Origin of the sequence: Aequitasia blattaphilus (assembly GCF_024721305.1) — a bacterium.
Classification (GTDB): domain Bacteria; phylum Bacillota; class Clostridia; order Lachnospirales; family Lachnospiraceae; genus Aequitasia; species Aequitasia blattaphila.
The window spans coordinates 16,102-29,606 of sequence record NZ_JAMXOD010000026.1 but is presented as its reverse complement, the minus strand read 5'-3'; the positions used below and the strand labels follow the sequence as shown (position 1 = coordinate 29,606).

Genomic DNA, 13,505 nt, shown 5'->3' with positions numbered 1-13,505 from the left:
TCCCCTCATGAATGAGGGGTCAGGGGAGTTGAAGTGTCGCAGACACTATTTTTATGTGGGAGCCGGCAGTGGAAAGGATCATAGCTGAATTGCATTAGGTGATATAGGGCTTATATTAATTGATGATATGAATTTTTGACAATAGTATGATAAAATATGATGCGAGGGTCAAATAAAGAAGGCAGAGTGTGGAAAGTAAATTGGTTTCAACAGAGCGTCTAATTAATAAATGCAAAATAAGGATTGTTAGATAGAGGGAAATGAAGATGAATGGTGATATTGTTAAAAATATATTTAATGGAGTGGAAAAAGCCTTTATAAATTATGAAGGAAGTTCTAATTTAGCTTATAAGCCACAGTTTATCTCAAATGATGAGAAGAGTGGGCGAAAGGTTCTTACAATAATAGAAAATGAGCTACGTAATTGTTCGGAATTCAAAATTAGTGTAGCGTTCATAACAGAAAGTGGTATAGTGCCACTGCTTATGATCCTACGAGAATTGGAGAAGAAGAATATTCCAGGTCAAATTTTGACAACGGACTACCTAGAGTTTAGTGAACCAAAAGCATTATTAAAGCTGAATGAATTGAAAAATATTGAACTGAGAATGTATTGTACAAATGAAGAAAAACATAGTGGATTTCATACTAAAGGGTACATGTTTAAAAATGATGAAAGCTATAGTTTGATTATAGGTAGTTCAAATATGACATTGAAAGCATTGACGGTTAATAAAGAATGGAACACTAAGTTGGTGAGTACATCTCAAGGTGAGTTCGCGATAGATATGCTTGATGAGTTTGAACGATTGTGGGAGTCATCAATAGAGATTGCAGATGTAATTGATACATATAGGGAAATTTATAATTCAAAGAAAGAGACTTTACGTTTAACAAAGATACCAACAATAAAGCAATATAAACTTGAGCCAAATACAATGCAGGTTGAGTTTATTAAGAATTTGAAAGAAATTCGAAAAAATGGACAAGATAAGGCATTGCTTATCTCGGCAACAGGAACAGGAAAAACATATGCATCTGCATTTGCTCTACGCGAAGAAAAACCTAAAAAAGCACTTTTCTTAGTACATCGAGAACAAATTGCTAAGCAGGCTATAAAAAGCTATAGAGATGTTTTTGGAAATACGGTTTCGCTTGGACTTCTATCAGGAACTCATAAAGACTATGATGCTGAATACCTATTTTCAACTATGCAAATGATGGCAAAAGAAGAGGTTCGAGAACGATTTGCATCAGATGAATTTCAAATTATTGTAGTTGATGAGGTTCATCGAGCGGGGGCTGATAGTTACCAAAAAATCATGAAGTATTTTAATCCGTCCTTATGGTTAGGAATGACGGCGAGCCCGGAGAGGCCGGACGGTTTTGATATTTACAAACTTTTCAATCATAATATTGCATATGAAATACGTCTGCAAAAAGCATTAGAGAGCGGGTTATTGTGTCCTTTTCAATATTTTGGAATTACAGATATTTCTATTAATGGAGAGACATTTGACGATGAGTCTAGTGTAAAAGATTTTAATTTATTGGTCGCAGATGAAAGAGTAGAATATATTATTGAACAAGCGACTTATTATGGTTATAGTGGCAATAGAGTAAAAGGTTTAGTTTTTTGTAGTACAAAAAAGGAGGCAAAATTTTTATCAGACAAATTCAATGAAAGGGAATATGAAGGGCGCACTTATAGAACGTTATCGCTAAGCGGAGATGACTCACAAGATAAAAGAGAAGAGGCTATAGAACTTTTGGCCAATGATTATAATGAAGATGGGGAGTTTTTAGATTACATTTTTACGGTGGATATTTTTAATGAAGGGGTCGATATACCTGAAATTAATCAAATAATTATGTTAAGGCCTACTCAGTCTCCCATAGTGTTTGTTCAACAGTTGGGGCGTGGATTGCGTAAGGCAGATGGAAAAGAATTTGTTGTGGTACTCGATTTTATAGGAAATTATACTAATAATTTTATGATTCCAATTGCTTTATTTGGTGAGCGAACATATAACAAGGATAACATGAGAAGGTGTGTGATTGAAGGGAATAGAATCATGCCTGGAAGCGCATCTATTCATTTTGATGAAATTGCAAAAGATAAAATTCTTAAGTCTATAGACAATGTGACGACAAAACTCAAATTATTATCAGAAAAATATATTCAGCTAAAAAATAAACTGGGAAAGATACCAACGCTTATGGAATTTCAAGAATATGGAGAGGTAGATCCATTACTATTTATTGAGTATTCAGGAACGTATCATGCCTTTTTGCAAAAAGTAGATAAGGAATATAAAGTTGTTCTTGAGGATGATGAGAATATAACATTAGAGTTTATTTCAAAACTCATAGGAAATGGTAAGAGGTTAGAAGAGCTAATTATATTGAAGCATTTATTGCATCATAAAGAATTTGAAATTGAAGAAATTGCAGATATTCTAAAAAACAAATACAACAGAGAGGCGTCACCTGAGTCGCTGGAATCAGCTATTCGCATGATAAGTGGAAAGTTTCTGAACAGTCCAAGTGATAAAAGAAAATATGCTAAGGTAAATATCATAACAGACCATAAAAAGGAAGGTTACCGAAGAGCCTACAATTATTACAAAAGATTGTTGCACAATGATTTTTTTAAACATGTCAAAGATATACTGAATTTTGCAATAAGTAGACATAAAGCGACTTATGAGAACAGCATTGATGAAAGTGGACTAGCATTGTATGAAAAATATTCACGTAAAGATGTATGCCGAATTCTCAATTGGGAAAAAGATGAGAGTTCAACCATTTATGGATATCGAATCAAACATGAGACTTGCCCAATATTTGTTACTTATCATAAGCAGGAGTTTATTTCTGAGAGTACGAAATATGAAGACGAGTTTATCAACAATAAAGAATTCAGTTGGATGACACGAAGTACTGGAAATTGGAGAGAAGAAGCTCAGAGGATAATGGATTATAGGAAAAACGGATTGAAAGTTTATTTGTTTATAAAAAAAAGTGATGGTGAAGGTAGTGATTTCTACTATTTAGGAAAATGCATGCCAACAAAGGCAAAAGAAACGAGTAATACAAACGGGGCTCCAATTATGAATATTAAGTTGGAACTAGAGCATTCTGTTCGTGATGATTTATATGACTATTTATCAAAATAGGGAGGAATAATATATATGAAATCAATTGAAGTAGTTGCAGCCATAATAAAAAAGAATGGCAGAATATTTGCAACCCAGCGTGGTTATGGAGAATTTAAAGGGGGATGGGAGTTCCCAGGTGGAAAGATTGAATCAGGTGAAAGTGCAGAAGATGCACTTGTGCGGGAAATTAAGGAAGAGCTTGAGACAGAAGTAAAAGTTGAGGAGCTCGTACATACTGTAGAATACGATTATCCGCAATTCCATTTAACGATGCATTGTTATTTGTGTACTATTGTTGAAGGAGAACTTACATTAACGGAGCATGAAGCATCGAGGTGGCTTGCGAAGGCCGAAATAAATAGTGTAGATTGGTTGCCGGCGGATATAGAAGTTGTCAATATTCTTAAAAATCAGTATTTGAATTATGAATAGAGGGGGAAAAATATGCTGCAAATTCTTTGTGGGTTTGCCGTTCTGGCAAGTAGTATCTTGATGGCTTACACAACATACAAATTTAACACCATCTTTAAAAAAATCGATGAATATCTTATTGACAATCATCCTTATCTTAAAAGAAATAGGACAATCGTGTTTGTTATGCTGATTTTCTTTGTAATTGGCTATATTATTAGTGGGGTAGACATTTTAGTGGGAGCTGCAGAGCCCTTCTTATATTTTGTTAGCACTGTTTTTATATTGGGAAGTTTTTTTGTGTTTTTTATGATGCAATACATGGAACATATGACAAATTCTCTCAAAGAGCAAGGTGATAAAATACTGGAGCAAAATAAAAATCTTCAATCTGATGTGGAGAAACAAGTTGAAGAAGTATTGCGTCATGATCAAATGCTGCGTGCATCGAATGAGATGGCTTCTCGACTACTAGCATCGAGGGTAGAAGATTTTGATCTTGTATTGCATGAGTGTATGGGACTTCTGGCAAAAAGCGTAGATGCAGACCGCATGTATATTTGGCAGAATCATGTAAAAAACGAGAAACTCCACTGTACCCAGATAATTGAGTGGTCGGAAGAAGTAGAGCCTCAACAGAATAAGGATTTAGCGGTGGATATTCCTTATGATGAAAATATTCCGGGATGGGAAGAAGCATTTAAGCAAGGAAAAAGCATCAATGGATTGGTGCGAAATCTGTCTCAGGCAGAACAGGATCAATTGTCACCACAAGGAATCCTCTCAATCCTGGTGGTTCCGGTATATTATAAAGGAGAATTTTGGGGATTTATTGGGTTTGATGACTGTCATAGCGAGCGTGAGTTTGCCGAAGCGCAAGAAGGAATCTTACGGGCAGCAGGTTTGTTGATTGCTACGGCGCTCTTGCGAAATGAAATGACTGTGGAGCTAATACGTGTGCAGGATGCTGCCTTGGAAGGAACAAAGGCAAAGAGTAATTTTCTTGCGACAATGAGTCATGAGATACGCACGCCGATTAATGCAATCACTGGAATGGTTGCAATAGCACAGGATACAAAAGAGATTAATCAAGTTCACAATTATCTGGATAAAATTGATGCAGTAACGCGGCAATTGTTAGGAGTTATTAATGATATTTTAGATATGAGTAAGATTGAAGCGGGGAAAATGGAGCTGGTATGTGAGCTCTTTGATTCCTGTGAAATGTTGGATAACATTAAAAATATTATTGGTGTACGTACTGGGGAAAAGAAACAAACACTCAATGTTACGATTGACGATGATGTGCCTCGCTATGTAGAAGGGGATGAGCTGCGGTTGACACAAATTATGTTGAATTTGTTGTCAAACGCAACGAAATTTACGCCGGAAAATGGAAAGATAGAGGTTCGTGTCTCTTGTATAGACCGTGCAGAAGAATGGGTTAATCTACAGATTGTTGTAACAGATAATGGGATTGGAATACCGAAGGAGCAACAAGGAAATATATTCAAATCCTTTGAACAAGCAGAAAAATCAACGGCCCGCATCTATGGAGGAACCGGACTGGGATTGGTAATCAGCAAGCATATTGCAAAAATGATGAATGGTGATATTACCTTGGTGAGTGAACCGGGGAGAGGCAGTCAGTTTACAGTGATTGTTCAGCTGAAAAAAGGAGATTCACCGAAGGAGAACAAAGCCAATAGGCTTGTAGAGAGTATTGACCTTAATTTAAAGGGCAAAACAGTTCTTTTGGCGGAAGATATAAAAATAAACCAAGAGATTATTGTTACCTTGCTGTCACGGAAAGGGGCTGCTGTTCATTGTGGAGAAAATGGAAAAGAGGCGCTTTCTATGTTTCGGAAAAACGCTTTAACGTATGATATAATTCTAATGGACATACAAATGCCGGTGATGGATGGATATGAGGCGACTCGGGAGATTCGTAATTCGGATACAGCGAATGCAGAGACGATTCCTATTATTGCCATGACAGCAAATGCTTTTGCAGAAGATGTACAGAAGTGTTTAGAGGCAGGAATGAACGGACACATTCCAAAGCCAATTGATATAAATGTGTTGTATCAGACAATCCATCAGCACTTATATCAGTAGTTATCAAAGGAGAGACAATGAAAAAGGATACTTTGGAACAATTGAAAAGAACTAGACTTAATGCATTATCTTTAGTAGGGGAAGGAATATTAGTAGGGGCGATTGCCGGAGGAGTCGTAACATTATATCGGTTAGCTTTGGAGCATGTAAATGAAATTAGAGATTTGATTATTTATCAGGCGAAAAACAATCTGGTTGGTATGATTTTATGGTTTGTGATATTAGCTGTTTTAGCTATATTAGTGTATCTATTGGTAAAGTTTGAACCCTTGATTTCAGGGAGCGGAATCCCACAACTAGAGGGAGAAATAGTAGGGGCGATAGAGCAATCCTGGTGGCGTGTATTATTTGCAAAATTTACGGGAGGTTTGTTGGCTCTATTTGGAGGTTTAGCCTTGGGACGGGAAGGCCCATCCATTCAATTAGGTGCCATGATGGGGAAGGCAACGGGTAAAATTCTTGGAAGTGGGCAGTCAAGGCAGCGATTCTTACTAACATGTGGAGCCAGTGCAGGCTTGTCGGCAGCCTTTCACGCACCGCTGGCAGGTGTTCTTTTCTCACTGGAAGAAGTGCATAAAAATTTTTCAGTGTCGTTGTTGATAGGTGTCATGTCCTCTTCACTTACAGCAGATTTTTTGGCTTCTTTGCTATTAGGAGAAAATGTGGTGTTTCAGATCCCTTTGACCCAGACGATTTCCCATCAGGAGTATGGCTACATTGTTCTGCTGGGTATTGTCTTAGGCCTAGGAGGTGTTTTTTACAATTGGTTTACTTTGAAAATGCAGGATTTTTATAAACGGCTGACCTTTTTGCCAGGAGTTATGAAAATGATGATACCCTTTGGAATAGCAGGTGTTCTGGCATTTACTGCACCGGAATTATTGGGAAGTGGCCACAATTTAATTGATACACTGACCAGTGAAAAGATGATGCTTGGGACAATGCTTTTTATTTTACTTGGCCGTTTTATTTTTTCCGGATTCAGTTTTGGAGCAGGAGTCCCGGGAGGGATTTTCTTTCCTCTTTTAGTAATTGGTGGTTACATTGGCGGTGTATTCGCACAGGTGGCTAGTACAACAATTGGCTTGGATTCAATTTATCTCAATAATTTTGTTGTGCTTGCTATGGCAGGATATTTTGCTGCAATTGTGCGGGCGCCTTTAACAGGAATTATTCTCCTATTTGAAATGACGGGATCATTAAACCAAATGCTTTCCCTGGCGGTAGTGTCTATTGTAGCTTATGTGGTTGCAACCTTATTAGGCAGCGAACCGATTTATGAAAGTCTTTTAGGAAGGCTTCTACATAAGCGAGGAGATAAAGAACTTCAGCCAATGGCAAAGCCGGGAGAGAAGATATTAAGTTCCTATGCAGTGGAAGCGGAGTCGGCTCTTGACGGCGTTACCATTAAGAAAATTGGCTGGCCAGAGAACTGTTTGGTAGTTTCCATACAGCGTGGAACGAACGATATTATTCCGAGTGGAGATACGCTGGTGGTTGTTGGAGATTTAGTTGTTGTGATGATGACCCGAGGAGAGCAATTAATAGTGGATCAACAGATGCGAAAGCTCTGTCAGGAAAGAAAGGGAAAACAAAAATGAAAAACGAATATATAGGACATGAATCCCAGATGGTTCGAGTAGAGGAACATCGTTTAATAGGTGGAAGAGGGGACGGCTTAAGACTTCTTGAAATAGAGAATGGGAAAGGATTGCATCTAACGTTGAATTTAGATAAGTGTGGAGATATCAGCCGTCTGAGCTGTAAAGGTGTAAATCTTGGCTATTTCTCTCCTTGTGGCTATGTCCATCCATCGTACTATGATTCACGTGGTACAGAGTTTTTAAAAAGCTTTACAGCAGGCTTTTTAACCACATGCGGTCTGCAAAATGTTGGATGTGCATGTGTTGATGAAGGTATAGAATATGGTTTACATGGAAGCATTAGCAATACACCATCTCACTATCATGCCTATAAGTGTATGGACGATAAAATAGAAATTCAGGCAGTGATGGAGGATGCAGTGCTCTTTGGAACGAAGCTGCGTCTGAACAGAACCTATGTAGTTAGTTTAGTGGATAATACATTTACATTAACGGATGAGGTGGAAAATCGAGGCACGACGGATGTTCCAATACAGCTTCTTTATCATTTGAATATGGGATATCCTCTACTGGATGAAGATAGTATAGTGGAGGTGTCATCTGAAAGTGTAGAGCCTCGGGATGAGCGGGCAAGAGAAGGGTATGAGAACTGGATGAAGATGGAAAAACCCCAGGTCGATTTTACGGAACAATGTTACTTCCATACTTGCAAGGAAAAGGGGGAGGCAAGTATTTTTCAACCCAAGCTGGATACAAAAGTAAGGATTGCCTTTGACCTAAGTACGTTGGACTCGTTTACAGAATGGAAGATGATGGGAGTAAATGATTACGTTCTTGGTTTGGAATGTGGAAATTGTTATCCGATAGGACGTGAGGCATCCCGGGCAGAGGGAAGCTTGAAATACATAAAAGCTGGGGAAAAGATTCGTTACCAGGTTGAATTTGCAATTACACATCCAAACATGAACAATGGTTAATGTTTAAAAGCAATATTTAACAGTGACTCAGTTGTGGAAAAACTTCGTGTTTGATATGATGGCTATGAAAAGGAGCTGAGTGCATGAGACTAGGAAAAGTAATTCGAAAATATAGAAAAAGTAAAGATATGACACAAGAAGAAATGGCGAAACGTCTGGGAGTAACGGCTCCGGCAGTAAATAAGTGGGAAAATGACAATTCATTTCCAGATATCACACTGTTGGCACCGATTGCCAGATTGTTAGAGGTTTCATTAGACACATTACTATCTTTTCAAGAAGACTTAACGGATGAGGAAATAAACGAGATTATTCAAGAAGCAGATATTAAATTTAAGGAAGAACCATACGAAGAGGTTTTCCTCTGGGTGAAGAAAAAAATAGAGGAGTATCCAAATTGTGAAGTGCTTATTATGCAAATGGCAGAGCTTCTTGATGCACAACGAATTATGCAGGAAGTACCGAACGCTGAGAGGTATGATGATTATATATGTGATCTTTTCATTCAGGGACTGAAAAGCGGACGTGAAGCGATTCGAATTGAATCAGCTCATGCATTGATTCGATTTCACCTAATCAAAAAGGAATATGGTAAAGCAGAGGAATATTTGGAATACCTATCACAACAAAATCCACAGAAAAAAGAGATACAGGCACATATTTATGCGGAGACAGAGCGGGTAGAAGAGGCTTGGAGAGCCTACGAGGAGTTGCTCTACTCCAGTTACCAGCAGGCAAGTACTTCTCTTCAAGGAATGTATAGGCTTTCCCTTAAGAACGAGGATATGGAAAAAGCACATCAACTTGTTGAAAAACAAGAAGCACTTGCCAGGTGTTTTGAAATGGGTAAATATCATGAAATATCCTGCGGACTTGAAGTTGCTACAATTGAAAAGGATAAGGAGAGCCTGTTAGCGATAATGGAAGGAATGCTTTCCAGCGTGGAGCAAATTGATGGTTTTACCGATTCATTTCTTTATGAGCATATGAACCTTCAGAAGGTTGGAAGGGATTTTCTGGAAAAGCTGAAAGCGGATTTGTTAGGTTGCTTTCGAGATGAAGAACACTATGGCTTCTTGAAAAATGATGAGAGATGGAAGAAATTAAAAGAATAGAATTTTGAGGGAAAGGCAGAGTTGTCTTTCCTTTTTTGTGCGAATAGTTATTTTAAATGAGTGAATAGAATTATTTTGGATATATGAGATATAATGCACTAAATAGTAGAAAAATATGGTCTAAAGCTTGATGGTGAAATGAACACTTGATATAATGTGTGGAAGGAGTTTAGTACGATATTTCTGAGTGGCATACACAGTGTATAGAATGAAAAGGAGCGAACTATGAGTGGAAAATTCCAGTGGAAAAAGTTTTATGAGATCAACTTACTAGATTCTTTTTTTGATCCATTAAAAAGTGATTATCCAGAGTTTAGCGATTGGTTTCAAATGAAATGTCAGAAAGGTGAAGAAACCCTAGTATATAATGATGATACGGGAATTGGTGCGTTTTTGTATTTGAAAAGAGAGAACGAATCTATTCAGTTAGAGAATAAAATGTTGCCTTTTTGTAATCGCGTGAAAATAGGAACATTGCGTTTATCTGAACGGCAGAGGGGGATAAGACTGGGGGAAGGGGCTATTGGTGTTGCTCTATGGAAGTGGCAGGAGAGCCAAGCCGAAGAGATATATGTAACAGTATTTGAAAAGCATTTAGAATTAATCAACTTAATTGAACGATTTGGGTTTCAATGTGAAGGAAAAATTTGAGAGGCGAATGTGTTTATGTGAAGAAAAGAAGTTGTATTGATTATTCAACCCCTTATTCAGCCTTTCCCTTTATCAAGCTGAATTTTTTTAAGGCTGGTTTAATTCCTATTTATGAGTCTTTTCATGACCGCCTATTTCCCTATTCAGAGCTAATGGGAAATAATAAGCGGATTGAAGAGGTAACCGCCGGAAATGGTGTTACAAAAATATATATAGGAACTCCATATAGTACAACTCATTATGAAGTTGGGGAGCCTGTTGGGATATATCGTATATACGAGGGGGTTACAGGGAAAACATATAAATCAGTGGTAACGTCTTTTGGAACCATAACAAAGATTGTAAGAATAAAGCAATTTGGACGTGAAATAATATCGCTACAAGACTATCTGAAATTAGCGGGTAATAAAACTGTATTTTCACAAGATGAGTTGATGACTATTTTTTTGAATAATAAGAATGTGGAAATGATAGAGCTTGTTTATAACGGTTTTTTTGGAAAAGGAAATAATGTGAATCATAAATCATTAAAGGACGTTGAACTATTTCCAACACATCCCTATAATATAGATTATACTAAAAATGAGTTTATTAAAATATTAGAAATGGGTGGAATAAATGTGCAAAATATTATTATCGATTAATCCGCAACACGTTGAAAATATAGTTCACGGGACGAAGTGCTATGAGTATAGAAAGAGAATATGTAAAAGAAAGGTGGATAAAATTGTTATTTATTCAACATGCCCAGTCAAACGAGTGATTGGTGAAGTTGAGGTGTTAGAGACGCTGGAAATGGATAAGGAACAATTGTGGGAAGTGACAAAAAAGGAGTCTGGAATTACGAAAAAATTTTATGATGACTATTTTAAAGAAAAAAAGAAAGCAATAGCGTATAGACTAGGAGAAGTATTAAAATATGAAACTCCTCAATTATTATCTGATATTGGAGTTAAAGTCGCACCTCAATCATTTATGTATTTATCAGAAAACGCAATGTAAATATGCTATAATGGAACAGCAAAGATAAAAACGCAATGTATGTTTGAAATATACTAGAGCCGGAAGGTAGCCCGGCCGTCCCGCAAGAATAAGCGGGGTAAGTAACCTGCCCCTCCGGGTTGTCCATTCTTTGTTCATAATACTTTATAAGGAGGGAACAATTATGGACAAAGCAAATGTAAAACTGACCGTGTATTTTGAGGAACCGTTCTGGATTGGTGTTTTTGAACGTTTAGCAGAAGAGAAGTTATCTGTATGTAAGGTGACATTTGGTGTGGAACCAAAGGATTATGAGGTATATGATTTTATAACAAAAAATTATACCAACTTAAAATTTAGTCCTGCTATCAAAACGGAAATAAAGCAAACTGCAATTAATCCGAAGCGCAGATTACGGGAAGCAAAAAAGCAGACCCAAAATGTCGGCATCGGAACGAAGTCACAGCAAGCGCTACAGCTTCAAAGAGAAGAGATGAAGACCGTACGAAAGCAGACGAGCAGGGAGCAAAGAGAAGCCGAAAAGCAGCGTCAGTTTGATTTGAAGCAACAAAAAAGAAAAGAAAAACACAAGGGACATTAAGGGGGTATTAGGAAATTGAAGAAATTTTTCAAGTGGGTATTGGCAATTATTCTGATTATTTTGATTACAATAGCTGTGCTGATGGTTGGTTCAAAAAAATATAATTTCTTTGAAAGCAAGACAATAGAAATCGGATTTGAGGATATTGGTGAGTTGGTCACACAATCAGCCTACTGTACAGAAGTAAGTGTTTCAGAGAACTCAAGACAATTGTTTGGAGCTACCATACCATTTACAAAAAGCAAGCAAATGTATAGTTATGATGTGGTAATAAAGGCAGGCTATGATTTCAACGAGATTACATGGAAAGCAAATGAATCGACTATCGAAGTGAAGTTACCTGAACCAAAAGTAATGAGCAATGAGATTGATATGGAGTCATTCAAGGTATATCATGAAGATGAAAGTATTTTCAGTCCAATCACCTTAGATGATAATAATGATGCATTAAAAGAGCTAAAAGAAACGGCCCAAAAAGATGCAATCGAAAAAGGCTTACTTGAAAATGCACGCAGTAATGCAGAGAAGATACTGACAAGCTTTTTTGGAAATACATATGATCTAAAGAAATACCAAATCGTCTTTACAGATAAATAACAAGGAGAGCCTATGAAAAAGAAAATTTTATACGCACTTGGAATTATAGTCCTGGCAATCATAATATTTTACGCCATTCTATACATAACAAGATGAAATTTCAGCAATTTCCCTATAACGTAAAGTTGTGGGACACCCCCCAAAAAAAATAACAACCTCTCTGGAGCCTGCAACGCCTAAGATCTAGAGAGGTTGTTATTTTTGTCCCTACAACTCTATGAGGTCATGGGTAAACCTCACCATATTTTCATACCCATCTTCCGTAATTAAAAGCTGGTCTTCAATCCGGACACCGCCCCAATTAGGAATATAAATCCCAGGCTCAATAGTACGTACATTACCGACTGGAAAGGGAGTCAAGTCTTGCTCGGAAGAGAAGGGACCCTCATGTACAAAAAGACCAATACCGTGTCCGATGTTATTGTATTGATAACCCATGTAAGGCGTATCTTTAAGAGGGCCTAGAGAAGCAATGTAAATATCTTTTCCGGTAACGCCGGCCTTATGAATGGCAGTGGATTCTTCTAACATTCTTTTTTCAATCTCGTAAACCTCCTTTTGCTTGTCCGTAGCTTTTCCAACGACAAAGGTTCGCGTCATATCAGACATATAGCCATGAACCTGGCAACCGAAATCAATCAAAACAAAGTCTCCATACTCAATACTCTTTTCGGAAGGAATACCGTGTAATAAGGAGGTTTTTTTGCCGGAGATAAGGATATTCCCATAAGGCATTGTATCAGCGCCTTCTTCCACCATAAAGAGAGAAAGATTAGCGGCCAACTCCTTTTCTGTAATTCCTGGTTTAATCATAGGCATCAACTGTTCCAAAGCACGACAAGAGATTTCACATGCAGCACGCATGTATTGAATCTCTTCCGGCGTCTTTATCTGGCGAAAGGTCTCGATAACACCGGAGTAAGGTTTGAGATTGGCATCTACCTTCTCGTCAAATAATTGGAAATCATTATAGCTTAAGACATCTGATTCAAATGCCACAGATGTGAGCTTGTGTTCCCGAGCCAGATCTCCTACCATGTCAGCTTTGGTTCGCCCGGGAGTGCGCCAATTTTTAATCGTGTACTCAGGGCACTCTAGTTGAGCTTGCTCTGTATAACGAGAATCTGTGATGAAGAAGTACTCATTCGATGTAATAAGGAGTGCACTGTCATCACCGGTATAGCCACTGATAAAGCGAACATTTTCCTTCTTCGATATGTAAAATGCATCGAGATGATTTTCTTTCATGTGGGAAAGAAGTTTTGGTTCATTCATAGTGTTTCCTCCGT

Annotated in this window: 12 protein-coding genes; 11 read left to right on the top strand and 1 reads right to left on the bottom strand. The window is 37.6% G+C overall.

What is annotated here, in order from left to right; all coding sequences use genetic code 11:
- The first annotated feature begins 266 nt into the window (after positions 1 to 266).
- The 11 genes from NHH15_RS13670 to NHH15_RS13620 all read left to right on the top strand — a co-directional run bounded on the left by NHH15_RS13670 (position 267) and on the right by NHH15_RS13620 (position 12,216).
- Complete coding sequence (locus NHH15_RS13670; RefSeq protein ID WP_262067213.1) at positions 267 to 3,179, top strand: DEAD/DEAH box helicase; 2,913 nt, start codon at positions 267 to 269, stop codon at positions 3,177 to 3,179.
- A 15-nt stretch (positions 3,180 to 3,194) separates the two neighbouring features.
- Positions 3,195 to 3,593 (top strand): 8-oxo-dGTP diphosphatase MutT, encoded by a 399-nt coding sequence (gene mutT, locus NHH15_RS13665; RefSeq protein ID WP_262067212.1) that lies wholly within the window; start codon positions 3,195 to 3,197, stop codon positions 3,591 to 3,593.
- A 12-nt stretch (positions 3,594 to 3,605) separates the two neighbouring features.
- Positions 3,606 to 5,690, top strand: coding sequence for an ATP-binding protein (locus NHH15_RS13660; RefSeq protein WP_262067211.1), 2,085 nt, complete (start codon positions 3,606 to 3,608; stop codon positions 5,688 to 5,690).
- Positions 5,691 to 5,707: 17 nt separating this feature from the next.
- Positions 5,708 to 7,291: a ClC family H(+)/Cl(-) exchange transporter gene (locus NHH15_RS13655; protein ID WP_262067210.1), complete on the top strand. Its 1,584-nt coding sequence runs from the start codon at positions 5,708 to 5,710 to the stop codon at positions 7,289 to 7,291.
- Entirely contained in the window at positions 7,288 to 8,271 is a 984-nt protein-coding gene (locus tag NHH15_RS13650; RefSeq protein WP_262067209.1) for an aldose 1-epimerase family protein, read from the top strand. The genes NHH15_RS13655 and NHH15_RS13650 overlap by 4 nt, the downstream gene beginning before the upstream one ends.
- 83 nt (positions 8,272 to 8,354) lie before the next feature.
- A complete protein-coding gene (locus NHH15_RS13645) occupies positions 8,355 to 9,386 on the top strand; it encodes a helix-turn-helix domain-containing protein (protein WP_262067208.1) in 1,032 nt (343 codons plus the stop codon).
- Between the two features lie 225 nt (positions 9,387 to 9,611).
- Complete coding sequence (locus NHH15_RS13640; protein WP_262067207.1) at positions 9,612 to 10,037, top strand: hypothetical protein; 426 nt, start codon at positions 9,612 to 9,614, stop codon at positions 10,035 to 10,037.
- 17 nt (positions 10,038 to 10,054) lie between these two features.
- Positions 10,055 to 10,681, top strand: a complete 627-nt coding sequence (locus tag NHH15_RS13635) for a hypothetical protein (protein ID WP_262067206.1) — start codon at positions 10,055 to 10,057, stop codon at positions 10,679 to 10,681.
- Entirely contained in the window at positions 10,656 to 11,039 is a 384-nt protein-coding gene (locus tag NHH15_RS13630) for an ASCH domain-containing protein (protein WP_262067205.1), read from the top strand. The genes NHH15_RS13635 and NHH15_RS13630 overlap by 26 nt, the downstream gene beginning before the upstream one ends.
- Positions 11,040 to 11,202: 163 nt before the next feature.
- A complete protein-coding gene (locus NHH15_RS13625; RefSeq protein ID WP_262067204.1) occupies positions 11,203 to 11,619 on the top strand; it encodes a YjdF family protein in 417 nt (138 codons plus the stop codon).
- 15 nt (positions 11,620 to 11,634) lie between these two features.
- Positions 11,635 to 12,216 (top strand): DUF4230 domain-containing protein, encoded by a 582-nt coding sequence (locus tag NHH15_RS13620; RefSeq protein WP_262067203.1) that lies wholly within the window; start codon positions 11,635 to 11,637, stop codon positions 12,214 to 12,216.
- Positions 12,217 to 12,423: 207 nt separating this feature from the next.
- Here NHH15_RS13620 and NHH15_RS13615 read toward each other — a convergent pair whose 3' ends face one another.
- Positions 12,424 to 13,491, bottom strand: a complete 1,068-nt coding sequence (locus NHH15_RS13615; RefSeq protein WP_262067202.1) for a M24 family metallopeptidase — start codon at positions 13,489 to 13,491, stop codon at positions 12,424 to 12,426.
- Positions 13,492 to 13,505: the final 14 nt, after the last annotated feature.